This is a genomic window from Plantactinospora soyae (genome assembly GCF_014874095.1).
GTDB classification, from domain to species: Bacteria; Actinomycetota; Actinomycetes; order Mycobacteriales; family Micromonosporaceae; genus Plantactinospora; species Plantactinospora soyae.
In genome coordinates, this window is record NZ_JADBEB010000001.1 from 1,077,933 (window position 1) to 1,102,531 (window position 24,599).

Sequence of the window (24,599 nt, forward strand, 5' to 3'; positions counted from 1 at the left end):
GCCCAGCCGGATAGCATCTGAACCCTCATGAGCGCCACACTTCTCGCCAAGGACCTCGCCGCCGGTCACGGTGACCGGGTCCTCTTCGCCGACCTCGAACTCGTCGTCGCCCCCGGTGACGTCGTCGGCGTGGTCGGGGTCAACGGGGCCGGCAAGTCGACGCTGCTGCGTACCCTCGCCGGACTCCAGCCGGTCGAACACGGCAGCATCGCGCTCAACCCGCCGTCGGCGACCGTCGGCCACCTGCCGCAGGAGCCCGAACGCCGGCCCGGCGAGACCGTCGCCGGGTTTCTCGGCCGGCGGACCGGGGTGACCGCCGCGCAGGCCGAACTCGACGCGGCGACCGAGGCGCTGGCCAGCGGTACGGCGGGCGCCGACGACCGGTACGCGGACGCGCTGGAGCGCTGGCTCGGCCTGGGCGGGGCCGACCTGACCGAGCGGGCCGACCAGGTCGCCGCCGAACTGGGGTTGAGCATCGACCTGAGCCAGCCGATGACGGCGCTCTCCGGCGGGCAGGCGGCCCGGGCCGGCCTGGCGTCCCTGCTGCTCAGCCGGTACGACATCTTCCTGCTGGACGAGCCGACCAACGATCTCGACCTGGCCGGGCTGGACCGGCTGGAGGAGTTCGTCACCGGACTGCGCGCCGGCACCGTGCTGGTCAGCCACGACCGGGAGTTCCTCACCCGGACGGTGACCCGGGTGATCGAACTGGACCTGGCCCAGCAGCAGATCCGGCACTACGGCGGCGGCTACGCCGCCTACCTGGAGGAGCGCGAGGTGGCGCGCCGACACGCCCGTGCCGACTACGAGGAGTACGCCGACACCCGCGCCGGGCTGGAGGCCCGGGCGCGGACCCAGCGCTCCTGGATGGAGAAGGGCGTCAAGAACGCCCGCCGGAAGGCGACCGACAACGACAAGATCGGCCGGAAGTTCCGGGCCGAGGCGACCGAGAAGCAGGCGTCGAAGGCCCGACAGACCGAACGGCTGATCGAACGGCTCGACGTGGTCGAGGAACCGCGCAAGGAGTGGCAGCTCCAGATGGAGATCGCCGCCGCTCCCCGGGCCGGTGCCGTGGTGGCGGCACTGCGCGGCGCGGTACTGCACCGCGGCGGGTTCACCCTCGGGCCGGTCGACCTCCAGGTCGACTGGGCCGACCGGATGGTGATCACCGGCGCCAACGGCTCGGGCAAGTCGACCCTGCTGGGAGCGCTGCTGGGCCGGCTTCCGCTGGACGCCGGACACGCGTCGCTCGGACCCGGGGTGGTGGTCGGCGAGGTCGACCAGGCCCGGGAACTCTTCGTCGGGGACCAGCCCCTGCTCGACACCTTCGGTGCCGCCGTACCGGAGCTGCCGCCGGCCGACGTACGGACCCTGTTGGCGAAGTTCGGGCTGCGGGCGGGACACGTGCTCCGCCCCGTCGACACCCTCTCGCCGGGCGAGCGGACCCGGGCGGCGCTGGCCCTGCTCCAGGCCAGGGGCGTGAACCTCCTCGTGCTGGACGAGCCGACCAACCACCTCGACCTGCCCGCGATCGAGCAGCTGGAGGCGGCGCTGTCGTCGTACCCCGGAACGCTTTTGCTGGTCACGCACGATCGGCGGATGCTCGCCACGGTCCAGACCAACCGGCACATCCGGGTCGACGGCGGCCGGGTCACCGAGGCCTGAGTACCGGTCCGACCAATCGACGGCCGTTTCTCCGACGCTCCGGCTGGGCAAGAACTACTCCATGCTCAAGTGGGAGTACGCCCTGTTGGTGCGACGGCGCCAGCCCCGGCTGGACGACACCGGCTGGGAACTCGTCTACACCTGGTACGGCCCGGACGGTGCCGTGCTCGACGTGTCCCCGTACGGGGACACCGCCCTCGCCCACCTGAACCGGGCCGGCGTCCTGGGCTGGGAACTGGTCTCGGTCAGCGAGGACGGCAACATGCAGGGCAGCGCGGAGCTGCATCGCTACCACATGAAACGGGCACTCCCGTCGAACACGCCCCGCCCCCGGATCCGCAACCGGATCGGCCGCCGGGCGGCAGCCGGCTGACCGCCCGAGGAGTACGTCGGGCGAAAGCGGGTAGGCCCGGCCGGGAGGTGGGTCATGGTCGCGCAGCTGCACAGGGCGCCTTCCGGAGAACGGTTGCGGGCGATCGACGAGTTCCTCGGCATGGCATACGCCGACCTGGCCAAGCACGACGACCGGGTACGCGGAACCGCGGTGGACGTCCGGTTCGACCGGGGCGTCGCCCATCTGACCGGGGAGGTCGGCGACCGGGACGAGTTGGTCATGGTCCGGCGGCTGATCGGGCGGCTCGACGGCGTACTGGCCGTGTGGTCCCGGGTACGCGTCGGTGGCCGGGAACCGGTGGTGCTGGACCTCGGCTGTGGTGCCGCCAAGCAGTACCCCGGCAACCTGGGTCTGGACCTCCGGGTGGCACCCGGAGTCGACGCCCAGGCCGATCTGTCCGGACCGCTGCCGCTGGCCGACGACTCGATCGACGTGATCTTCACGGTGCACATCCTCGAGCACCTGATCGACTTCCTGACCCTGGTCGACGAGTGTCACCGGGTACTCCGCCCCGGCGGGGTACTGCACGTGATGAGCCCCTGGTGGGGGCATGTCAACGCGGTCGCCGACCCGACCCACGTACGGCTGTTGGACGTACAGACGTTCAAGCACATCTGCCAACGCCATCCCGGCGCCCCCCGGTGGTACCCGTTGCACGCCGGTTGCGACGGCGCCTCGATCTTCGCCGACCTCACCCCGCTGGGCGCGGACGAACCGGGCCCGGACCCGGGTCACCTGGCCCGGTTCTTCGACTAGGCAGGCATGCCGGCGACCTCGGCGGGAATGGATCCGTGTCGGATCGAACGAGCGCTCGGGGAGGCCGATGATGCGTGCGGTGATGTCTGAGTCATTTGGGGCGATGCCGGAAGTCCGGGAGATGCCGGAACCCTCGCCGGGTGGCGGGGAAGTGAAGATCGAGGTGCAGGCGTCGTCGATGAACGGCTTCGACGCGAAACTCGCCGCCGGTTACATGAAGGGCGCCATGGAGCACCAGTTTCCGGTGATCCTCGGTCGGGACTTCGCCGGAATCGTCACCGATGTCGGCCCCGGCGTCTCCGGATTCATGCCCGGTGAGAAGGTTTTCGGCGTGGTGTCCAAGCCTGGACTCGGCGACGGCTCGTTCGGCGAGTACGTCGTCGTACCGGAGGAGATCGGCCTGGCGCCGTTGCCGGCCGGGCTGGACTACCGGGCCGCCGGCGTGCTGGGGCTGGCCGGGGTGGCGGCGTTGGCCAGCGTGGACGCGGTGGCGCCGATGCACGGCGAGACGGTACTGATCTCCGGGGCGACCGGCGGGGTCGGGCACTACGCCGTCCAGCTCGCCGCCGGGCGGGGCGCGACGGTGATCGCCACCGCCGAGGCGGGGCCGCAGGCCGACCTGATGCACGAGCTGGGTGCCGCACACACCGTGGACCATCGGGCCGATCTCGCCGCCCAGATCCGTGAGCTGGCTCCGAACGGGGTGGACAGCGTCGTGCACCTGGCCGGCGACCCGACGATGCTGGCCGACCTGATCGTCGCGGGCGGCCGGATGTCGTCCACCCTCGACGCGGACTCCGGACAGCTCGGCAACCGGGACCTGAGCACCACCGCGATCCAGGCGATGCCGGACCGGATCGTGCTCGACCACCTCGCCACCGAGGCCGCCGCCGACCGGCTGCGTCCCTCCATCGCGCGTACCTATTTGCTGGACGAGGTCCCGCAGGCGTTCGCCGACTTCAACAACAGCGGCACCGTCGGCAAGCTCGCCGTGGAGATCAGCTGAGGCCGTCGGCGGCACGCGCGGCGAGCAGTTCGGGCGCCAGCACCACCACGACGCCCGGCTCGACCTGGACCAGGCCTTCGTCGGCGAGGGTGCGCAACGCCCGGTTGACCGAGACCCGGGTCATCCCGATCGACTCCGCCAACCCCTGTTGGGCGCCGGGCAGCGGCACCCGCCGGCCGGTCCGGGCGACCGCCGCCACCAACCAGGCCGCCACCCGGGTACCGGCGTCGGAGAAGGCGGTACGCACCAGGTCCCGCTGCCGCTCGCGTAGCCGACCGGCCAGGTGATTCAGAACGTGCCGGCGGACCGCCGGTACGTCGTCGATCAGGCGCAGCAGTTCCCCGGCCGGAACCAGCCGGTACCGCGCCCCGGTGGCGGCGATCCAGGTCGCGGTGTGACCGCCCCCGTCGAGCACGGCGCTCTTGTCGACGGCGCAGGGCGCGCCGAACTCGCCGAGCCGCAGCCGCCGCCCGTCAGCCGTCTCGTGCACCCCGGTCAGGGTCCCCGCCTCCAGCACGATCAGGTGCGCCGCCGGCTGGCCCCGTACGGCCAGGACCGCTCCGGCCGGGACGGTGCGTACCACCGAACGGTCGAGCAGCCGCCGGAGCCGTGCCGGACCGAGCCCGGCGAAGACCGGCACCGCCGCCAGTCGCGCCAGATCCGTCGCCGCCGTCATCCTCCGATTGTCGCTGTATCAGCCGATACAGCGGCGGCCGGGCTGCCGGCCGTACGGTCGGAAGATGATCGTTCTGGAACTGAGCTTCACCGACGACCCGGCCCGGCTGGCGGCGCGGCCGGCACACCGCGAGCGGCTGGCCCGGCTGCACACCGAGGGTCTACTCCGGGCGGCCGGGCCGTGGCGGGACGACTCGGGTGCGCTGCTGCTCTTCGACACGGAGGAGCCGATGGTGCGCGAGATCCTTGCCGCCGACCCGTACTACCGCACCGCGGGAGTGACCGTGGTCGGGTTGCGACACTGGCAACCGATCGTCGGCGACGTCCACCAGCCGGCCGGGTGACGCGGCAGCGGCCGCCCCGGTCAGCCGGCCGGGTGACGCGGCAGCGGCCGCCCCGGTCAGCCGGCAGGCACCCCCGCCGGGGCCGGCTGGCGGAGGCGGGGCAGCTGGCGGGCAGCGGCGGCGGGTGGGCGTGGAGTCCTTACCGGCTGGGCTGTGGGACGCGGGCCTTGGCCGCCTCGACCGCCCAGTTGAGCGCGTAGTCGGCCACCTCTTCCCAACCGGCCTGCCCCACCGTGTAGTGCGGACGACCGGGGAACTCCTTGTAGCCGGTGACGGCGGTCGACCTGCGGTAGCGGCCGGCGGTCGCCCGGCTGATCGACGGCGGCACCACCCGGTCTGCCCCACCCGCGACCAGCAACAGCGGTGGCCGCCGCTCGTTGCCGAAGTCCACCCGCAACGCCGCCCGGGGATTCAGGTTCGCCAGCGCTCCCTCGAAGAGCACGCCACCCGCCGCCGGTACGGCGTACCGCTGGTAGACCTGCTCGGATTCCTCCCGGGACATGGTGTTGGTGAAGGCGTAGTGGAACTCGTCCATGCTCAGCGGTACGGCCCGGTGCCGGTTCGCCGGGTTCCGCAGCACCGGCAGGCTGGCCTTCAGGGTCGACAGCGGCAGCCTTAGCACGCCCTTGACCGCGACCGACTCGATTCCGACGCCGGCCGCGCCCAACCCCCGGTCCAGCAGCATCTGGGTGAACGCGCCGCCGAACGAGTGCCCCATGATGATCGGCGGACGGTCGAGATCCCGGATGATCCGCTCGTAGTGGTCGACGATCTGGGCCGCCGTCAGTTCGGCGATGGGGCTGGAGTCCCGCCGCAACTCTTCGACCTCGTCGTCCATTCCGGGCCAGGCCGGGGTCAGCACCCGGTAACCGGCACTCCGGTACCGCTCGGCCCAGTGCTCCCAACTGCGCGGTGTCAGCCACAACCCGTGGATCAGCACGATGGTGTCGGGCGGGGTCGGTTCGGGAGGGATGAGGGTCACCGTGTCCTCCTGCGGTCTGGATGTCCGGTCCGGTTCACGAGCGGTACCGGGCCGGCGTCTCCCCTGCTGGCGGCCCGGTACCGGCGCCGTGCGTCGGTTACCCCGGGCCGCCAGCCCCAATCTGTTACCGGTCGAGTCGGCGGTACCGCCGTACGGAGAGCGGGAGGAAGATCCCGATCAGCAGGACCGGCCAGCCCACGGCCATTGCCACGGCGTGCTGGCGCAGCCACGAGTCCCCGCCCCAGCCCGGATTGCCGAACAGCTCGCGGGTCGCGGACACCGTCGCGGAGAGCGGGTTCGCCTCGGCGAGGAAACCCAGCCAGCCCGGCATGGTCTCCGGCGAGACCAGGGCGTTGGAGAGGAAGAGCACCGGCCAGACCAGGATCTGCATCGCGACCACCGCCTCCGGGTTGCGCAGCACCAGCGCCAGGTGGATGCCGACCCAGAGCACCGCGAACCTGAGCAGCAGAAGCAGCCCGAATCCGGCCAGCGCCGCGCCGACCGTGCCATGCCAGCGCCAGCCGACCAGCAGTCCACAGACGACCATGACGGCCAACCCGAGTACGGCGTTGAGCATGTCGGCGGTGCTCCGGCCCACCACCACCGCCGAGCCGGCCATCGGCATCGACCGGAACCGGTCGGTGACGCCCCGCGAGACGTCGGTGGCGACCGCCGTGTAGGTGCCCTCGATGCCGAAGAGCATGGTCATGGCGAACATGCCCGGCATCAGGAACTCCCGGTAGTCGCCGCCGCCCGGCACCGACATCCCACCGCCGAACAGGTAGCCGAACATCAGCACCACCATGATCGGGAACAGCAGTCCGACCACCACCTGCACCGGTTGACGGGCCCAGTGGACCAGGTCCCGCCGGGTGATCGTCCAGCCGTCCGCGATCGTCCAGCGCAAGCGCTGCGACGCCGTACGGGACGGGCTCGGGATCATGACTGTCACAGGGCCACCTTCCGTTCAGCCGAATTAGGAGTGATCACGTTCGAATCAGTGCCGGTGCTCGGGTCGGTGCCGGTGCTCGGGTCGGTGCCGGTGAGGTGCAGGAAGACCTCGTCCAGCGTGGGTCGGCGCAGCGCGATGTCCTCCGCCGCGATGCCCCGGTCGTCCAGTCCGCGTACCACCTCGGTCAGCGCACCCATCCGGTCCCGTACCGGTGCGCTGACCCGCCGGTTGTCCTCGTCGACTTCGGCGGTACCGCCGGTCACCCGGCCGAGCAGCGCGGCGGCGGCCGGAAGGTCGTCGGCCCGGTGCAGGACGAGGTCGATCCGGTCACCGCCGAGCAGGGTCTTCAGCCCGTCCGGCGTGCCCTCGGCAATGGTCCGGCCGTCGTCGATCACGGAAATCTGGTCGGCGAGTTGATCGGCCTCCTCCAGGTACTGGGTGGTGAGCAGCACCGTCGTACCGGCGTCGACCAGCGCCCGGACGGCGGTCCACACCTCGTTGCGGCTGCGCGGGTCGAGTCCGGTCGTCGGTTCGTCCAGGAAGAGCACCGGCGGGGCCAGGATCAGCCCGGCCGCCAGGTCGAGCCGGCGGCGCATGCCACCCGAGTACTGCTTGACCGGCTTGCCTCCCGTGTCGGCCAGCCCGAACTGGGCCAGCAGTTCGTCCGCCCGGCGGTCCGCCACCGCCCCCGGCAGGTGGTAGAGCCGGCCGAACATCGCGAGGTTCTGCCGGCCGGACAGGATCTCGTCCACCGCCGCGTGCTGGCCGACCAGCCCGATCCGGTACCGCACCTGTTCGGCCTGGCGGGCCACGTCGAATCCGGCCACCTCGGCCCGTCCGGCGTCGCACCTGAGCAGGGTGCCGAGGATCCGTACCGCCGTGGTCTTGCCGGCTCCGTTCGGTCCGAGCAGGCCGTGCACCGTACCGGCCGGAACGGTGAGGTCGAGCCCGGCCAGGGCGAGCTTGTCGCCGTACCGCTTGCGCAGCCCCTCCGCCCGGATCGCCACGTTCGGGTCGTTCATGACCACCCCCAAAATCATGTACGCCGTATAGAGTAACGAGCGACATTATAGCGTACGCTGTAAAGAGTTCAAGTCGGGGAGAATGACGAGGTGACGACGGAGTACAGCGGCAGCGGTGACCCGAAGCGGAGCATGGAACTCCTCTGGGGTGTCCAGGACCCGCCTCGACGGGGGCCGAAGCCGAAGCTCTCGGTGGAACGGATCGTCCGGGCGGCGATCGAGGTCGCCGACGCCGAGGGACTGGCCGGGCTGTCGATGCGACGGGTCGCCGACGAACTCGGGGTGACCGCGATGTCCCTCTACACCTACGTGCCCAGCAAGGCCGAGTTGATCGACGTCATGGTGGACACCGTGCACGCCGAGGAACCCCGGCCGGCCGGAAGCGAGGAAAAAGACGGCAGCGAGGACAACGACGGCAGCCGGAGCAATGGCGGCGGGCGTGCCGGGCTGGAGCGGCTGGCCCGGGAGAACTGGGCGCGCTACCTCCGGCATCCCTGGCTACTCCAGGTCGCGACGAGCCTTCCGGTGCTCGGCCCGCACCTGATGGCCAAGTGGGACCGGGACCTCACCGCCGTCGACGGGCTCGGCCTCACCGAGATCGAGATGGACCTCGTGGTCAGCCTGCTCCAGGACTACGTGTACGGGGCGGTACGCAGCGTCATCGAGGCCGCCCGGGTGGAGCAGCGTACGGGGATGACCAGCGAGCAGTGGTGGGAGACGTACGCCCCGCTGCTGGAGCAGGTGTTCGATCCCGACCGCTATCCCACGGCGGCCCGGGTCGGCGAGGTGTCCGGCGAGGAGTACGGCGCTCCCTCCGATCCGGCCCGCTCGTTCGAGTTCGGCCTGCAACGGGTGCTCGACGGAATCGAGTCGTTGATACGCACCCGGGCGGCCGAGCCCGACCGTCGATCCCGCTGAGGGCGCCGGACGGGTGCCGGTGGTCAGGCCGGCTCGACGAAGCGGACGTCGAGCGTGGACTTCCCGCCGGTGAGGAAGCGGAGCAGACGCTCGCCCTCGACCGCCAGCGCCTCGATGTTCACGCTGGACAGTCGGGCGAACGGGTCGATGGTCAGGGTCGCCGTACCCCGCGCGACGGTGGTCGTCCAGGTCCCGGCGGTGTAGCCGTCGAGGAGGATCGCGCGGGGCAGCATGCCGTTGCGGGAGGTGTTGCGCTGGCGGTAGCCGTCGGTCACGACCCGGCCGCGATCGTCGTACGAGAGCAGCAGGTTGTCGTAGTCGTACAGGAAACGGGGTGGCGCCGGAACGTCTGGATCCGGCCGTACGGCGTCCGGCAGGTCGAACAGCTCGGCACCGTTCTCGTCGCGGAAGCCGACCAGCCGGGAGCCCATCCGCTCCACCACCTCGGCGAGCCGGGTCAGGCCCGACCAGACCTGCATGTCGCGGACCGTGGCCGGGCCGAACGCGGCCAGGTAACGCGACAGCAGTTCCTCGACCGGGTAGTCGTGGCGCGGCGCGGCACCGAGCCAGGTGTCCAGGCTGGCGTGCGCGGCGATCCCGGTACGTCCCCAGACTCCGCGCGGCGGCACCTGCACCAGCGGCACCCAGGCCCGGATGCCCTGGGCGAGCGCCGCCGGATCCCGGTCCGGCCACCGCTGCCCCAGTGAGCGGCCGAGTTCGTCGAAGCTGAGCGGCCGTTCGTCGAGGAGATCACGGCCGGCCGCGACGATGTCCTCCCGGGCCAGTCCGGTGAGCAACTTGCCGTGGTTGCTGCCCATACCCCGTTCGATCACCGGTTGCAGCAGGGGACGCAAGGCCAGCGCGTCGGCGGCGGTCACCAGGTGGATGGTCGAGCGCAGCAGCGCGATGCGTACGGCCTGGCGGCTGGTCAGCAACTCCCCGACGGCCTCCGGGCGACAGTCGCGCAGCCGGGTCCAGAGGCCGACGTACCAGGTCTGGGGTGTCTGGGCCTGGAGGCCCACCAGATGCCCGATCGCCTCGATCGCGGTGAGGTCCGAACGGTCCAACAGGAGCTGCCGGTGCAGGGTGGCCCGGTTGAGCGCCCGACGGTGCAGCACGGCCCTGGTCATCGTGATGGTCATCTCCCGTCGGAACGGTTTGTCGAGGTCAGACGTTAGCCCCGACCCCTGACACCGAACGGACCCGGTCGGTCGACCCACGTCCGTTGCCCATTCCGGCCGGTACTGGATATATTTACCTCCGTCGCGGCATGGGAGCGTTCCCACGCATCCGACCAACGGCTCGGCCAGCGGATTCGGTCAGCAGGCTCGGCGGCCGGCTCGGCCAGCAGGCTCGGCGGGTCGGCCCGGTGCCGCCGGGGAGAGCGCAGCAAGGAGACGGCATTGACCATGACCCGGCTGCTCGTGGTGAACGGGTGCAGCTTCGCCCGGGGCGCGGAGCTGGCCAGGCCGGAGCGCGAGTCCTGGCCCGCCGTACTGGCCGCGGAACTCGGTATCGACGTGGTCAACCTGGCCTGTGACGGCGGGTCCAACCGGCGGGCCGTCCGGACGACCGTGCAGCACCTGGCGGCGATCCGGGCCGCACACCGGCTGGAGTACGACCAGATCCTCTTCCTCGGGATGTGGACCGCGCTGAGCCGCAACGAGTACTACGACAGCGGAATCGAGGACGGGCCGGTACGCCCGGACCTCGGCGTACGGCCGGCGCTGCCGGAGGAACTCCACTGGCAACGGGTGGCCGACTGGAAGGCCGCCGAGGGCGACAAGCCGTCGAAGGCGTACCTCCGGCACCTGTTCAGCACCACGGGCGAGACGGTGAACTTCTTCGTGGACTGGTTGCTCCTGGAACACCATCTCGCCGGGCGGGGCGTACCGAGCCGGTTCGCCTTCGCCTGGGAGATCCTGCCGGACCCGATTCCGGCCGAAGCGGTGCCACTGATGCGGGCGCTCCGCGCCGACCTGGTCTTCGGGCAGTTGCCACCCCGCCCCCAGGACACCTTCCGGGAGATGGTGTTCGGCAGGGTTCCGTTCGGCGACTGGGACCATCCGCTCCGGGAGGGGCACCGGCACTTCGCCGACGCGATGCGCACCTGGCTGACCACGGACGAGCGGCTCTGCTTCCCACTCGCCGACCGGCTCCACCGGTGACGGCAGGCACGCCGGTCACGGCCCGTCCCGTGACGGCAGGCACGCCGGTCACGGCCCGTCCGGTGGCGGCGCCCCGAGCTCCGGGGACGACCGGGCCCGGCCTGGTGTCGGTGATCATTCCTACCCGCAACGGCGCGGCGACGATCGCCGCCCAGCTCCAGGCGTTGGGCCGGCAGACGTACCAGGGTCGGTGGGAGCTGATCGTGGTGGACAACGGCTCCACCGACGGGACGGCGGCACTGGTCGACGCCTTCCTCGGCCGGCTGCCGGAACTCCGGCTGCATCCGGCTACGGGGCAGGCCGGCACCAGCTACGCCCGCAACGAGGGCTGCCGGGTGAGCCGGGGCGAGCTGCTGCTCTTCTGCGACCAGGACGACATCGTCGGGCCCGAGTGGGTGGCGGAGATGGTACGCGGACTCGCCGAGTTCCCGGCGGTGGGCGGACACGTCGAACGTCACCTGCTCAACGACGACGTCTCGCTGGCCACCCGGCCGGAGAAGCCGCCCGGATCGTTGCAGGGCGGCTTCGACTTCCTGCCGTACGCCCTCGGCGCCAACTGCGGCGTACGACGGGCCGTCTACGAGGAACTCGGCGGCTTCGACCCGCACTACCGGTACGGCTCCGACGAGGTCAGCTTCTTCTGGCGGGCCCAACTCGCCGGGCACCGGCTCGGGGCGCTGCCCGACGCCGTGGTCCACTACCGGCTCCGGCGTGACCTGCGCGGGATGGCCCGGCAGTACTACTCGTACGGCACGAGCCATCCCCGGCTGTACCGCGACTTCGCCACCGCCGGACTACCCCGCTCGGTACGGTCCGCCGCGCGGGAGTGGCGCTGGCTACTGCACCACCTGCCCGACCTGTTCCGGTCCAGGAAGGCCCGAGCCGTCTGGGTGACCCGGTGCGCGATGCGCTGTGGACGCCTCGTCGGAAGCCTCCGCAACCGGGTGCTCTTTCCATAGCTCGTCGGCCGGGTACCGGACCCCCGTGCGGGCCCGTACGGCGTCCAGGGTCCGCAGTACGGCGATCGTGTCCGCCGCCGTGGCCAACGGGCTCTCGGTCAGCCCGGCCCGCAGGCACCGCATCACCTCCACCGCCTCGTGGACGAAGCCCTCACCCTCGAAGGGCACCTCGACGAGTTGCGGCTCGGCGCCGGCCGGATGCAGGGTCAGCACCGCCGGCCGGAAGAACCCCCGGCCCAGTTCGATCCGGCCGGTGCTGCCGCAGACCGCGGCGGTCCACGGGGTGTCGGCGACGATCGAGCAGGACAGGGTGGCCAGCGCGCCGTCCGGGTAGCCCAGCGTCATCGCGGTGGTCTCGTCGACGCCGTACGGGGTCAGCGTGGCGACCGCCGTGATCGACTCGGGCGGCCCGAGCAACAGGTGGGCCAGGGTCACCGGATAGACGCCGAGGTCGAGCAGGGCGCCCCCGCCGAGCGCCGGGTCACGCAGCCGGTGCCCGGGATCGACCGGCGCCACCAGGCCAAAGTCCGCCTGGACGAGCCGGGGTAACCCGACCGCGCCCTCCCGGACGAGTTCCACGAGTCGTCGGATCGCCGGCACACAGCGCATCCACATCGCTTCCATGAGGAACAGGCCGGTGCTCCGGGCCCGGGCCACCAGGTCGGCGGCCTCACCGGCGTTGAGGGTGAACGGCTTCTCGCACAGCACGGGCCGCCCCGCGTCCAGGCACGCCGCCACCGCGGCATGGTGGGTCGAGTGCGGTGTGGCGACGTACACGACGTCGACCCGGTCGTCGGCGAGGAGCCCGGCCCAACTGCCGTGGGCCCGGGGAATCGCGTACCGGTCGGCGAACCGGGCGGCGGCCGCCCCGGTGCGCGATCCGACCGCGACCACCTCGGCGTCCGGCAGGCGTACCAGGTCGTCGACGAACTTTCCGGCCATCCAACCGGTGCCCAGGATGCCCCACCGGATCGGTCGGCCGGTCGGCGCTCCGCTCACCGCCCGGATCCCGGTGCACCCGCGAGCGCCGGCCCCGCGTCCTTCGCCACCAGCGTCGCCACCGACGATCCGGCCGGCCGGGACAGGTCGACCGCCGCCGCCCGGTTCGGCTCCGCCGCCTCCGCCGCCCCGATCGCCCCGATCGCCTCCGCCGCCTCGTTCGCCCCGATCGCCTCGGCCGCCTCGTGCCGTCGGTCGAGGTCGTCGCGCAGCGCCAGGCAGTCGCGTACGTAGTTGCCGGCGCGGGCGATCGGCGGATGCGGGTCACCGGTACCGCAGTACTCGACGCAGATCGCCGGCACACCGAGCGCGTACGCCTTGGTTATCCAGGCGTAGTTGTCCAGCACCCCGTCGGCGGTGTCCACATTGAAGTCGGCCCGCCCGCCGTCCGGATGGAGGTTCTTCAGGTGGAAGTAGCCGAGCCGGCCGGCGAGTTGGTCGAGTACTTCGGGATCCCGGTCGGCCGGGCTGACCACGTAGGCGTTGCCCGGATCCGCCGTGGCGAACACGTTCGGGTGATCGACCATGGCCAGCAGCCGGGCGGTGGTCGCCACGGTGTCGTGTACGGACCCCGGATACACCTCCACCCCGACCCGTACGCCGTGCCGCCGGGCGTACTCGCCGAGCTGCCGGTACCCCTCGGCGGCCCGTTCGTAGTGCCGGTCCTCGGCGATGGCGCTGCCGTTGCGCCGCCAGTCGTCCGGATCCCGCTCCAGGGTTCCGGACCAGCCGTTGACCAGTTCGATGCCGTGCCGGGCACAGGTCTCGATGGTCCGCCGGGCCAGCGCCAGCGAGGCGGCCCGGTCCGACGGGTCGTCGCCGACGAAGTCGCCGGTGTAGCCCACGCAGTGGATCGGCACCCCGTACCGCCGGCCGAGCGTCACCGCCTTGGCGATCTCGTCCTCCACCCGGGCCGGATCGAAGTGGAAGTGGACCAGTTCGATGCCGTCCCAGCCGTACCGCCGGGCGACCGCGAAGACGTGTCGCAGGGGGTACCGGCGGAACGTGTAGCTGTGCAGGACGAGTTTCATGGGTTCTGCCCTCCGCTCAACGCCAACCGCACTCCGCCGTTGGCGACGCTGCGTTCAAGCGCGTGCAGCACCCGTAGGTCCCGTAACGCGCGGGGGATGCTCACCTCGGCCGGCACCGGGGCCCCCGCCGCGCTGGCGGCGAAGGTCCGGTACTGGGCGACGTACGGGTCCACCGGCTCCGGCCGCAGCCAACGCCGTCCCTGTTCGTCGCAGACCAGCACCGAGCCGCCGGAGTTCATCGCCCACGAGTCCCGGACCACCACCAGGCCCTGCTCGCAGACGACCGTGTACCGCGAGACGCCGACACCGGGCGGCTCGGTGAACGACGACTCCAACTGCAGCCGCAGTCCGTCGCCGAACCACAGGGTCGCCTCCACGTAGATGTCGGTCCGCTCAGGATCGCCGCCCGGGTAGCCGGTGGCGCGGCAGGCCGTCGGCGCCGCGCCGAACACGTCCGTCGCGGTCAGCAGCGGATAGATGGCCAGGTCGCCGAGGCAGCCGAGTCCGCTGTCCGCGCGCCGGTTGCGCCAGTCGCCCTGTCGGTGCCCCAGGTGGCTGGCCGTGATCGACCGGGGCGTGCCGAGTCGTCCGGACCGGACCAGTTCGACGACGGCCCGGTTGTAGGCGTTGTACCGGGACATGTAGCCGACCATCGCGGGCGCACCCGAGGCCATCGCGGCCCGGAGGATCCACTGCCCGCCGTCGACGGTGTCGGCCAACGGCTTCTCGACCAGGGTCGGGATGCCCCGGGCCAGGGCCCGGCAGGCGAACTCGGCGTGCCGCCGGTTCGGGGTGGCCACGTGCACCCCGTCCAGCGGCGTACGCAGGAACTCGCGGGAGTCGGTGCCGCACCAGACCCCCGGGAAGCCGGCTGCCACCGCGCGGAGCGTCTCGGGGTCCCGGTCCAGCACGGCGGCCAGGCTCAGGTCGCCGGCTTCGGCGATCGCGGGCAGCAGTGACTGGCGGGTCAGGAACCCGGCGCCCACGATGCCGATCCGAAAGGTCATCGGGCGTCTCCCGTTCGGCCGGATCCGATCGCCCCGGCCCCGGCGTCGCCGGACGCACCCGGGCACCACCGCAGCAACAGGCTGCGTGGGGCGAGCGAGACATAAGTGGCACCGGCGATGGCGTCCAGGGTGTGCCGCTGCGCGGTCAGGGCGGCGTCCAGCGCCGGGTCGCCGGTGACCACCGGCTGGACCGGGGCGAGCAGCACCGCGACGCCGACCGAGCGGGTGTGCCAGACGAGCTGGTACGAGTGGTGGTTCCAGCCACTGCCCTCGTGCACCTCGACCCGGCGGTCGAGCCGCTCGGTCAGCCGTCCGGCCCGTACCGCCCGGGCCAGGCCGGCGCCGTACCCGACGACGTGTACGGCGGTCAGCTCCGGCCGCTCCGCCAGCCAGCCCGCGAGTACCCCGGCCAACTCGTCGACGCTGCCCACCGCCCGGCCCCCACCGGGACGGTCGGTGGCGGTCGGCGCCAGGGGCATCAGCCGCTTGTAGCGGTTCACCGCGTCGTGGGTGGCGAAGCGGAGTCCATGCCGGACCGCCACGCAGGCGACCAGGGCGGCCACGGCGTAGCTCGTGGCCATCGCGGTGGCGACCGCTCCGGCGGGACTGCCGGCGGGCCGCAGCCCCGAGATGCCCTCGGCGATGTCGACGACCACCTCCCCGGCGGCCGTGCCGTTCCGGGCGGACTGCTCCGGCGACTCCCCGACGACGTCCGATCCGGGTTCCAGGTCCGGATCGGAACCCGGGACCGGGCCCGGGAACTGCGGCGCGGCCACGTCCGGCCACGGGCGGAACCGCTCGGACTTGCCGCCCCAGCCCTGCCGGGCGGCCTGCAGGGTCCAGAGTCGCAGTCCGGGGCCGGAGCCGTGCGGTAGCCGGAACACCACCCGGGGTCCTCCGGTGGCCGGGAGCCGGCGGGACTCCTCGCCGGCCCACTCCCCGATCGCCCGGGTCGCCGTCGCGAACTCCCGGTACGCGTCGGAGAACCGTGGCCAGCAGAGCATCCGCGCGGCGAGCAACGCCGGTCGGGAGAGCGGGGTGCCGTAGAGAGCCACCTGGTCGCGGGCGCCGGTCAGGGAGAGCGCTCCGTCGCGTTCGGACAGCCAGACCGGAGGCGCCGCGCCGCTACGCTGCCCGGCCACCGCGAGGGTGGCGGCGAGCAAGCTGGTCTCCCGGGTACGCCCCGACGCACTCACCGCGAAGCCGGCCGTGTCGCCCGACCGACCCGCCTCGGCGAGTACCCGTTGGGTGGCGGCCGGGTCGAGGCTGTCCAGCACCCGGACCGTGGACTGACCCGGCAGTGCCTCGCAGACGGCTCGCAGCCCGAAGGCCCAGCCCCCGGTGCCGACGAACACCGCCCGGTGACAGCCCCGCAGCGGCGCCCCACCGCTGCGCGGCCCGAGCAGGCGGGACACCACCGGCCAGGGTGGCGCGTGCACCCACCCGAGTCGGGGCACCCCGGCCAGGCTGGCCAGCGCGGCGACCGTACCCGCCGGTCCGTGTCGATCACCACGGGCCGCCGCCCGGACGTACGCCCACAGTTCGGCTCCGGTCGGCTCCGGCCGTCGTACCCCGGTCACGGCGAACCTCGACGGCCCGGCTCCGAAAAGGCCGGCGCCACCACGGTGCCGTCGAGCCGGAAGTCGACCACCACCCGCAGCGCCGAGGTACCCGCCACCGTGCCGTGGTCGAGGAGTTCCGTCGCTACGGCCGGCAGCGCGGGCAGCGATACGAGGTGGCTGACCAGTGGGGTCAGGTCGAGCGGTGCCGGCCCGGCGGTGATCCGGATACCGGACCCGCCGTCCTCGGCCGGGGTGCCCTCGTCGGAGTCGCCTCCGGTGAGCAGGTCGCGGGCGGCGGCGAAGTCGATGCCACGACCGCCCCGGGTACCGACCACTGTGCACCGGCCACCGGCCGGGTTGTCGACGACCCGGAATCCGGCGCTGGCCCGCAGCGGCCCCGGGTCCAGGGTCAGGCCGCCGATCCGGACCGGCCGGCCGGCGTGGAATCCGCCGAACAGGTGCAGTCCCGCCCCGTCCGCCAGCGCCGGCCAGACGAGTTCGGCCGCCGCCGGGCCGGCGGCACCCGCGACCGCGATCACGGCGAGTTCGGCGCCCCGGCCGGCGGTGGCGGACCGGACCCCGGCCGCCAGTCCCGGACCGAGCGGCAGAACGGCATCCGGGGTCGGCAGCCCGCGCCGCAACGCGACCTGGAGGCGCCGGTCGGACCGGGCCGCGACGGTCACCGTACGGGCACCCCGGGCCCGGGCCACGGCGACGTGCAGCAGGGCCAGTACGCCGGCGCCGAGCACGAGTACGTCCCGACCGGCCCAGTCCCCGGCCAACGCCCGGTGGGCGCGCAGCACCGCGGCCAGCGGCTCCAGCAGTACCCACTCCGGCCCACAGCCCGGCGGCAGCCCGACGACCTGCCCCTGGGCCAGCGCCCCCAGGTCACTCACGATCACGTCCCGGAACACTCCGGGCACGTTGTGGCCCAGCTTGAGATAGTCGTCGCCCGGATGGTTCGGATTGAGTGTCACCAGGTCACCGGGGAGCGGACCGGAGACGTCGGCGCCGACCTCGACCACCTCGGCCACGCACTCGTGTCCGAGCACCCCCGGTTCCAGGCCCCGCTCGCCGCGCAGGATCTGCAGGTCGGTCCCGCAGAATCCGGCGTACCTCGGGCGGAGCAGTAACTGTTCGCGGCCGCACCGGGGCCACGGCCGGACGGTCAGCACCAGACGCGCCTCGCCGACCGGCTTGACCACCTCCCGGGCCTGCGTCCCCCGGGCCGCGAGGTAGCCGGCCATCCCGGCCAGGGTGGCGTGCTCGGCGTCGTCCGGTACGTGCAGCAGCCCGTCCCGGTCGGCCACCGGCCAACCCTGGAACCAGCCGGCGTCGACGTACAGCTCCGTGAGCCAGCCGCGCAGCGCGGCGAACCAGGGCGCGCCCATCCCGTGCGCGAAGCCGCCGACCACGACCACCACGCGCAGCCCGAGCTGGGCGCAGACCTGCAACACGGCCACCGCGAGGTGCCGGGTGGCGGCGCGTACCACGGCGAGGACGAACGGGTCGTCGTCCCGGGCCGCGTCGGCGAGTGCCCGCGCGTCGATCCGCGCCGGGTCGCCGTCGACCAGGCGGTGCAGGCGCGAGCCGGCGAACTCGGCGCCGTCGCGCCGCGCCCGCCGGATCGCGGCGCGGACCACGGCCGGTCCGGAGCTGTACGCGCAGAGGTCGGCGACCGCGCCGCAGTCGCACCAGGGCAGGTCCCAGTCGGCGAGCCGGTCCTGGGCGGCCCGGTCCCCGGCGGCGGCGGCCCGGCCGAGTCGCGCGGCACCGGCCGGCCCACCGGGCACCGTGTCGAGCAGGGTCGGCTCCACCGGTACGTGACCGATCTCACCGCCCAGGCCGGCCGGATCGGCGAGCACCTTGTCGACGCCGACCAGCCGATCGTCGAAAATCTTGACCGCCACCCCGGTGCTCACGGTGACCAGGGCGAAGCGGCCCAGGCTCCGGTAGTGCCAGGCGGCGGCGGCCACGTCGTTGAGTACCGTCACCCGGGCCCACGGCAGCCGGCTCCGCAGCGCCGCCCGCAGGTCGAAGCCGGCCGACTGGGCCCGCCACAGCACGCTCGCGTCCCGGATCACCCCGTCGGCGCCGACCACCGCACCGAACGCGACGCCCAGGTCGCGGCGGCCGACCGGCCCGGCCGCACGGTGCAGCCGGTCGGCCTCCTCGGCCACCCGGTCGAGCAGGCCGTCCCGGGCGTCGGCGAGCGAGAGTTCCTGCCGGTCGCGACGGCTGGGCGTGGCGAACCGGACCACCTCGCCGACCAGCCGATCCCCCTGCGCCAGCGCCAACCGGGTCTGGGTCCCGCCGACATCGACCACGACACTGCTCTGCGGCACCGGACTCACGACCGGTCCCACGCCCACGGCGGTACGGCCGGCGCCGCCGCCGTCCGGGTACCGACCGCCCGGGCCCGCAGCGCCGTCCAGGCCCGGCGCAGGTCCCCCGCGCCGATCTCGTCGATCGAGTCGACGAACCCGCCCACCCCGATCCCGACCGGTACGGCCAGGTGCAGTTCGCCGCCCTTGTGCGGCAGTACGTGGGTCCGCAGCGCCCGCCACAACTCCCCGGCCGCACAGCAGTCGTCGTACGTCGGCAGCCCGATCCGGCGCAGCAGCGTCTCGGCGCGGTCGGCGACGGTCCGGGGCAGCCGGCCGGCGCTGACCCCGAGGCGACAGGAGAGCGCCATCCCGATCGCGACCGCCTCGCCGTGCCGGAGCCGGTAGTCGGACCGCTCCTCCAGCACGTGGCCGAACTCGTGGCCGAAGTCCGCCAACCGGCGCAGCCGCCGCTCCCAGGGGTTCTCCTCCAACTCGACCAGCATCGCCGCGACGGCCCGCCGGAGCACCTCGTCGAGCACCGGGGCGCCGCCCGGGGTTCGCAGTGCGCGGTGGTGCTCCTCGACGAGGCCGTACAGCCGGGCGTCCCGGACCAGTGCGATCTTGACGATCTCGGCCAGCCCGCAGCGGAACTCGACGTCCGGCAGGGTGGTGAGGAATCCGGCGTCGCAGAGGCAGGCCAGCGGTGCGTGGTACGCGCCGAGCAGGTTCTTCCGCCCGTCCAGGTCGACGCCCACCTTCAGGCCCACGCCCGCGTCGACCAGTCCGACCAGGGTGGTCGGGATCCGCAGGTAGGGCGTGCCGCCGGGATGGCAGGCGGCGACGTAGCCGACCAGGTCGAGCATGGTGCCACCGCCGACGGCGAGGATCCGGTCGTCCGGTCCCAGTCGCATCCGCCGGGCCGTCCGGAGCAGTTCCTCGGCGGCGTCGAGAGTCTTGCCCCGGGGCGTACTGCGAATCGGCAGCACCGTGAAGCCGCCCAGCCGGCCCTGGCGGAACCGCGCGTCCAGGGTGTCCCGGGCGGCGGCGGTGACCTTGCCGGAGTAGTCGTCCACCACCGCCAGTACCCGGGCGCCGGCCGGCAGGTAGGCCGAGAGGGCGGGGTTGCCGGGGTCGAGGACTCCGCTGGTGAAGGTGACCCGGTAGGACACCTCCCGGATCCGGTGCGCCCGGACCGACACCCGTACCGGCGTCGCCGCCTGCAACGAGATCGACGGCTGCAACAAGAACGACGCCCGGGGCGGAACCGACCCCCGGGCCCGGCTCGGCTCGGCCGCCCGCGTCGGCGGCGGCGGCCAGACGCGCGGGTCGCCGGGGGCGTACCGGTGCAGCAGCCGGGACACCGCGCCCAGCGCCGTCCGCCGGAGCAGGGACGGCGGCGGGCGGTCCGCACCCCGGTCCAGGTGCTCGGCGAGTACGTCGTCGAAGCCGGCGAGGTGACGCAGTGCCCACTCCTCGTCGGGGCGTACCGGGGTGGTGTCGGCGAGCAGGGTGTCCAGGTCGACGAGCACGAACGGGTCCCGCCCGGGAACGGCGATCGCGGGGTCGCCGGCCACCGTCCGGGCGTCCCAGTGCAGGGCGGCCAGCAGCGCCGGCAGGTCGTCGTGCACCCGTACCGCGTGGGCGTACCGGCGGTACATGGCGGCGGCCAGCGTGGTCGTGGCGGTCGCCCGGGTCCCGCCAACGGACAGGAACGCGTCCCGGCGGCCGAGCCGGGCCGTCACGGCGGCCCGGACCACCGCCCGGACCGGCGCGGCACCGGGCAACCCGGCCAACGTCCGGCCGTCGACCGTCTGGTGGTCGTCGAGCGCGCCCCGGTCCCGCCAGTGGTCGAGGTACGCGCCGAGCCGCCGGCCCTGCTCCGGGTGGTCGCAGACGGCGAGGATCCGCCGGGCCCCGCCGAACGCCCGGAGCAGGGTGGGATTGCCCGGGCTCCACAGGTTCCGCCGGATCCGCAGTTCGAAGGTGTCGACCAGCTCGGCCCGGAACGAGTCCTTGAGCCCGTACGCGGGGCGAGCGGCGGTACGGGAAACCTCGCGGGTGCGGCCCGGAACCGTGACCGGCGTCGTCGTCGGCATCGACTCAGACCGGAGTCGGCTGGGCGCAGGCCCGTCGCAGCAGGTCGACCAGCGGCTGGCGCGGTCGGCACTGGTCGAACCGGAACGAACGCATCATCTCGTCGATCGCCGACTCGTCCATGCCCCGGAACAGCCCACCGAACTCGGGCAGCAGGGCCTCGGCGAACAGGATCTGCGGCACCAGCCGTCCGATCAGGAACTCGCTGCCGAACGGGAACGGCAGGTAGTCGGGGAACTCGGCGGCGAAGAGTTCCGTGAGCGGCCGCATGACCTGCTGGATGTGATCGTGCCGGCCACCCCACAGGTCGACGCCGAGCCGGGCCTTCTTCTCCAGCACGGGTCGGATCCGGCGCATCCAGGCACTCTCCGGGTCGACGGTCAACGGCGCCGCCACCCCGATGTCCTTGTACGGCCAGAACGCCCAGTTGGCCCGGTGCCGGGTGTAGATCTCGAACTGGTCGGCGAGCAGGTCCAGCCGCATCCGGTCGCGCTCGGCGTCCCCGGTGAAGACCACGTTGAACTCGCCGACGTAGACCGGGGTGCCGGTGCGCAGCATGTACTCGCTGCGCTTGAGATAGGTCCGCTCCAGCACGTCCGCGTCGAAGTACTGGTCGCGGGACTGGTCCGGCAGCAGGATGCCGTGCTCGTAGCCGACCCCGTCCGGCGACTCCCAGACGTGGGTCAGGTGCGCCACGCCCGGGTACCGGCCGTCCGGTACGTACCCGGGCGGCGCGTAGTCGTGGTGCGAGTAGACGACGTTCGGCAGCGGGTCGCCGTACACCTCGAAGTCGTTGGAGTAGCGGTTCCCCTCCAGTACGACGATGTGCCGGGGGTCGATCTCGCGGATCGCCTCGACCAGCCGGCGCGAGTACGGCCCGATCACCTCGCCGGTCGGGTCCGCCGGCTCGTTGACCGGGTTGTACGCGGCCACCCACGGGTTGTCCCGGTAGCGGCGGGCGATCTCCCGCCAGAGGTGTACGACCCGGTCCTGGAAGTGCGGATGCTGCCAGAACTGGGCCACGTGGGTGGGGTTGTCGCTGTGCCAGTCCTGGTTCTGCCATCCGGGCAGCGCGTGCAGGTCGATGATGGTGCGTACGCCCTGCCCGGCGAGCAGTTCGATCGCCCGGTCCAGGTGGTGGAAGCCGGACTCCTTGAGCTCGAACGGCCGCTGGTCGTCCTCCAGGTGGCGGTAGTTGACCGGGATCCGAACCACGTTGCAGCCGAGCCCGGCGATGAACCGGGCGTCGTCGGCGGTGAAGAAGTGCTCCAGGAACCGGTCGAAGAAGAACTCCGCCCGCTCGGGGCCGAGCACGTCCCGTACGGCGCCCCGCATGCCCTGCTCGTACGCCGGGAAACCGGTCATCCAGTTCTCGAAGTTGAGCCAACCGGCGAGGCCAATCCCGCGCCAGATAACCGGGCGGCCGTCGTCGTCAACTATTTGATCGCCATTGGTCCGGAGAAATCCTCCGGGGCACGCCAAAGTAAACCGGGACACGGACATGCCACCCCCTGCCTTTCCCCTAGTCGGGTGCATTGCCCGTTCGGATCGATATTGACTCAATACGATTTAAGGACAATCGTCAAGAGGTGAACCATGATCAGATGGATGCGCTCCCACGGCGTACCGTAGGAGCCTGTGGGCCACCCCGGCGAGGCGCTGGATCTCGGCGAGGTCAACCGGTCCGCTGTTGCCCCCACTGATGGAGGGCGATATTTTGCCGTGGGATGTTAGCGATCCCACCCGCCGGTCCCAACCCAGGAGTCACGGGGGGAAAAATGGTTTGGCCGAGCATGTTGAGGTCCGCCCTATCCTTCGTCCGCCGCTTGATCCGGCGCCGTCGAAGGAGCAACCCGCGCGACCCCTTTCTCTACAAGTGAACGTCGACCCGAATCCGAAAATCGGCATGCCGTCCCGCCCCGGGTCCGAGCCGCGCGCCCGGCATCGCGGCGACCCGGCGGCATAACATCGGGCGGGTGGCCAGCGACCCCGATCCGCCCGGACCCGATCCCCGGCTGCACCGGCCCCGGATCGCCACCCTGGCCGCGCTGGTCGGCACCCTGCTGACCGGTCTGGCCATGCCGGCGATCGGGCTGGCCCGGGAGTCCGATCCGACCTGGATACTGCTCGGCACGCTCGGCGTCGTGGCCTTCGCCATGGCCCAACTGGCGGCGCTGTACGTGGTGGTCACGCCCTGGCTCACCGCCTCGACCCGACACCGGTTGCTGGTCGGTTTCGCCGCGACCGCCGTCGCCTCCGTACCCCTGGTCGGCCCGGTCGGCGACGACCGGTGGGCGACCTGGGCCTGGCTCGGCGCCTCGATCGTCGGGTCCGCGCCGCTGCTGCTCCGGCGCTGGCCGGCGCTCCTGGTGATGGCGGGCACCGTCGTCGTCGCGATCGGGGTGGCCGCCTGGACCGGCGGCTCCATCCGCGACTACGCCCTGGTCACCGGCACCGTCGGCCTCGGGGTCGCCGTCGTCGGCTGGCTCCAGGTGTGGTTCTGGGATCTCCTGGTGCACGCCCAGCGTGGCCGCACCGCCCAGGCCCGGCTGGTCGCCACGCAGGAGCGGCTACGGTTCGCCCGGGACGTACACGACCTGCTCGGACACAATCTCACCGTGATCGCGCTGAAGGCCGAACTCGCCTCCCGACTCGCGCCGGTGGACGCCGAACGCGCCGGCCGGGAGGCCGCCGAGGTGCAGCGGTTGGCGCTCTCGGCGCTCGCCGAGGTACGCGAGGCGGTGCACGGGTACCGGACAATCGACCTGCGTGACCAGCTCACCGCCACCGCGCAGGTGCTGCGCTCCTCCGGCGTACGGTGCACCGTGGACCAGCCGGAGGAGGAGCTGCCGCCGGAGGTCGCGAGCCAACTCGCCCCCGTACTGCGAGAGGCCAGCACCAACCTGCTGCGGCACAGCCGGGCCAGCTGGTGCACGATCGAGCTGCGGCGGGACGGCGGAAGGATCCGGATGACGGTGTCGAACGACGGGGCGGGACCGGCCGAGCCGGACCGGCACAGCTTCGGGCTGCGTGGCCTCGCCGACCGGCTGGCCGACGTCGACGGGACCCTCCGGACCGAGCACCACGACGGCGTGTTCACGGTCGAGGCCACCGTACGGGCCGCGCGATGATCCGGGTCCTGCTCGCCGACGACGAGGAACTGATCCGGGTCGCGGTGGCCGCCCTGCTCGACCTGGAGGCCGACCTCGAGGTCGTGGCGCAGGCGGCCGACGGTCGGGCCACGGTGCAGGCGGCCCTGGCGCACCGCCCGGACGTGGCCGTCGTCGACCTGGAGATGCCGTCGCTGGACGGCCTCGCGGTCACCGCCGAACTCGCCAAAGCACTGCCCTCCTGCGCGGTGGTGATCCTGACCGGCCGGGGAAGGCCGGCACACCTGCGCCGGGCACTCACCACGGGCGCCCGGGGATTCCTGGCCAAGGGCGCACCCGGCGGCGCGCTCGCCGACGTCATCCGGCGGGTGCACGGCGGTGCCCGGTACGTCGACCCGGCGCTGGCGGCGGAGGCCCTCGTCGCGCCCGAGTGCCCACTGACCCCACGCGAGCTGGAGGTACTGCGGCTGGCCGGCACCGACACACCCGTCGGAGTCGTCGCCCGGCGTGCGCAACTGTCCCAGGGGACCGTCCGCAACCACCTGGCCGCGGTAGTCGGCAAGCTCGGCGTGACCAGCCGCGCGGAGGCGTACCGGACCGCCCACGAGAACGGCTGGCTGTAACCGGG

At 72.6% G+C, this 24,599-nt stretch carries 20 protein-coding genes and 2 pseudogenes; 10 read left to right on the top strand and 12 right to left on the bottom strand.

What is annotated here, in order from left to right; genetic code table 11:
- The first annotated feature begins 27 nt into the window (after nt 1-27).
- The 4 genes and pseudogenes from H4W31_RS04810 (at nt 28) to H4W31_RS04825 (ending at nt 3,821) form a co-directional block, all read left to right on the top strand.
- Nucleotides 28-1,665 (top strand): ABC-F family ATP-binding cassette domain-containing protein, encoded by a 1,638-nt coding sequence (locus H4W31_RS04810; RefSeq protein ID WP_192765537.1) that lies wholly within the window; start codon nt 28-30, stop codon nt 1,663-1,665.
- Between the two features lie 61 nt (nt 1,666-1,726).
- Nucleotides 1,727-1,975: pseudogene (locus H4W31_RS04815) on the top strand (hypothetical protein); the annotation flags it as partial.
- A 117-nt stretch (nt 1,976-2,092) separates the two neighbouring features.
- Nucleotides 2,093-2,815 (top strand): methyltransferase domain-containing protein, encoded by a 723-nt coding sequence (locus H4W31_RS04820; RefSeq protein WP_192765539.1) that lies wholly within the window; start codon nt 2,093-2,095, stop codon nt 2,813-2,815.
- An 82-nt stretch (nt 2,816-2,897) separates the two neighbouring features.
- Nucleotides 2,898-3,821 carry an NADP-dependent oxidoreductase gene (locus H4W31_RS04825; RefSeq protein ID WP_225945392.1) on the top strand — a complete coding sequence of 308 codons (924 nt, stop codon included), beginning with the start codon at nt 2,898-2,900 and terminating at the stop codon, nt 3,819-3,821.
- Here the strand turns inward: H4W31_RS04825 and H4W31_RS04830 are convergent.
- Nucleotides 3,814-4,497: a Crp/Fnr family transcriptional regulator gene (locus tag H4W31_RS04830; RefSeq protein WP_192765540.1), complete on the bottom strand. Its 684-nt coding sequence runs from the start codon at nt 4,495-4,497 to the stop codon at nt 3,814-3,816. The two genes, H4W31_RS04825 and H4W31_RS04830, sit on opposite strands and share 8 nt — an antisense overlap.
- Nucleotides 4,498-4,561: 64 nt before the next feature.
- Between H4W31_RS04830 and H4W31_RS04835 the strand changes: the two genes are divergently transcribed.
- Nucleotides 4,562-4,840, top strand: coding sequence for a YciI family protein (locus H4W31_RS04835; protein WP_192765541.1), 279 nt, complete (start codon nt 4,562-4,564; stop codon nt 4,838-4,840).
- 139 nt (nt 4,841-4,979) lie between these two features.
- Here the strand turns inward: H4W31_RS04835 and H4W31_RS04840 are convergent, their stop codons facing one another.
- The 3 genes from H4W31_RS04840 to H4W31_RS04850 all read right to left on the bottom strand — a co-directional run bounded on the left by H4W31_RS04840 (nt 4,980) and on the right by H4W31_RS04850 (nt 7,796).
- Entirely contained in the window at nt 4,980-5,822 is an 843-nt protein-coding gene (locus H4W31_RS04840; RefSeq protein ID WP_318783027.1) for an alpha/beta hydrolase, read from the bottom strand.
- 124 nt (nt 5,823-5,946) lie between these two features.
- Nucleotides 5,947-6,765 carry an ABC transporter permease gene (locus tag H4W31_RS04845; RefSeq protein WP_192771849.1) on the bottom strand — a complete coding sequence of 273 codons (819 nt, stop codon included), beginning with the start codon at nt 6,763-6,765 and terminating at the stop codon, nt 5,947-5,949.
- 5 nt (nt 6,766-6,770) lie between these two features.
- Nucleotides 6,771-7,796 (bottom strand): ATP-binding cassette domain-containing protein, encoded by a 1,026-nt coding sequence (locus H4W31_RS04850; protein WP_192765542.1) that lies wholly within the window; start codon nt 7,794-7,796, stop codon nt 6,771-6,773.
- A 90-nt stretch (nt 7,797-7,886) separates the two neighbouring features.
- Between H4W31_RS04850 and H4W31_RS04855 the strand changes: the two genes are divergently transcribed.
- Nucleotides 7,887-8,714 (top strand): TetR/AcrR family transcriptional regulator, encoded by an 828-nt coding sequence (locus tag H4W31_RS04855; protein ID WP_318783028.1) that lies wholly within the window; start codon nt 7,887-7,889, stop codon nt 8,712-8,714.
- Nucleotides 8,715-8,737: 23 nt separating this feature from the next.
- On the opposite strand, the gene H4W31_RS04860 is transcribed toward H4W31_RS04855, so the two are convergent.
- Nucleotides 8,738-9,856: a winged helix DNA-binding domain-containing protein gene (locus H4W31_RS04860; RefSeq protein WP_225945393.1), complete on the bottom strand. Its 1,119-nt coding sequence runs from the start codon at nt 9,854-9,856 to the stop codon at nt 8,738-8,740.
- A 267-nt stretch (nt 9,857-10,123) separates the two neighbouring features.
- Here H4W31_RS04860 and H4W31_RS04865 point away from each other — a divergent pair, with 267 nt between their 5' ends.
- The gene (locus H4W31_RS04865) at nt 10,124-10,882 is read left to right on the top strand and encodes a DUF6071 family protein (protein ID WP_225946153.1); all 759 of its coding nucleotides are present in this window, start codon (nt 10,124-10,126) and stop codon (nt 10,880-10,882) included.
- Between the two features lie 104 nt (nt 10,883-10,986).
- Nucleotides 10,987-11,607, top strand: a pseudogene (locus H4W31_RS42495) (glycosyltransferase family 2 protein); the annotation flags it as partial.
- Nucleotides 11,608-11,718: 111 nt separating this feature from the next.
- Here the strand turns inward: H4W31_RS42495 and H4W31_RS04870 are convergent.
- From H4W31_RS04870 to H4W31_RS04900, 7 genes are read right to left on the bottom strand one after another with little or no spacing between them, the layout of a single operon-like run.
- Nucleotides 11,719-12,840, bottom strand: coding sequence for a Gfo/Idh/MocA family protein (locus H4W31_RS04870; protein WP_318783029.1), 1,122 nt, complete (start codon nt 12,838-12,840; stop codon nt 11,719-11,721).
- On the bottom strand, nt 12,837-13,871 hold the full coding sequence (locus H4W31_RS04875) for a sugar phosphate isomerase/epimerase family protein (protein ID WP_192765544.1): 1,035 nt from the start codon (nt 13,869-13,871) through the stop codon (nt 12,837-12,839). The genes H4W31_RS04870 and H4W31_RS04875 overlap by 4 nt, the downstream gene beginning before the upstream one ends.
- On the bottom strand, nt 13,868-14,878 hold the full coding sequence (locus H4W31_RS04880) for a Gfo/Idh/MocA family protein (protein ID WP_192765545.1): 1,011 nt from the start codon (nt 14,876-14,878) through the stop codon (nt 13,868-13,870). Before H4W31_RS04880 ends, H4W31_RS04875 begins: the two co-directional genes overlap by 4 nt.
- Nucleotides 14,875-16,458 (bottom strand): phosphoheptose isomerase family protein, encoded by a 1,584-nt coding sequence (locus H4W31_RS04885; RefSeq protein ID WP_192765546.1) that lies wholly within the window; start codon nt 16,456-16,458, stop codon nt 14,875-14,877. The genes H4W31_RS04880 and H4W31_RS04885 overlap by 4 nt, the downstream gene beginning before the upstream one ends.
- Nucleotides 16,455-18,806, bottom strand: coding sequence for an ROK family protein (locus tag H4W31_RS04890; protein WP_192765547.1), 2,352 nt, complete (start codon nt 18,804-18,806; stop codon nt 16,455-16,457). Before H4W31_RS04890 ends, H4W31_RS04885 begins: the two co-directional genes overlap by 4 nt.
- Nucleotides 18,791-20,863, bottom strand: coding sequence for a 3-dehydroquinate synthase family protein (locus H4W31_RS04895; RefSeq protein WP_192765548.1), 2,073 nt, complete (start codon nt 20,861-20,863; stop codon nt 18,791-18,793). The genes H4W31_RS04890 and H4W31_RS04895 overlap by 16 nt, the downstream gene beginning before the upstream one ends.
- A 4-nt stretch (nt 20,864-20,867) precedes the next feature.
- A complete protein-coding gene (locus tag H4W31_RS04900; protein WP_225945394.1) occupies nt 20,868-22,226 on the bottom strand; it encodes a glycoside hydrolase family 5 protein in 1,359 nt (452 codons plus the stop codon).
- A 611-nt stretch (nt 22,227-22,837) separates the two neighbouring features.
- On the opposite strand from H4W31_RS04900, the gene H4W31_RS04905 reads away from it, so the two are divergent.
- Nucleotides 22,838-23,992: a sensor histidine kinase gene (locus tag H4W31_RS04905; RefSeq protein WP_318783030.1), complete on the top strand. Its 1,155-nt coding sequence runs from the start codon at nt 22,838-22,840 to the stop codon at nt 23,990-23,992.
- Nucleotides 23,989-24,594, top strand: a complete 606-nt coding sequence (locus H4W31_RS04910) for a response regulator transcription factor (protein WP_192765550.1) — start codon at nt 23,989-23,991, stop codon at nt 24,592-24,594. Before H4W31_RS04905 ends, H4W31_RS04910 begins: the two co-directional genes overlap by 4 nt.
- The last annotated feature ends 5 nt before the right edge of the window (nt 24,595-24,599 follow it).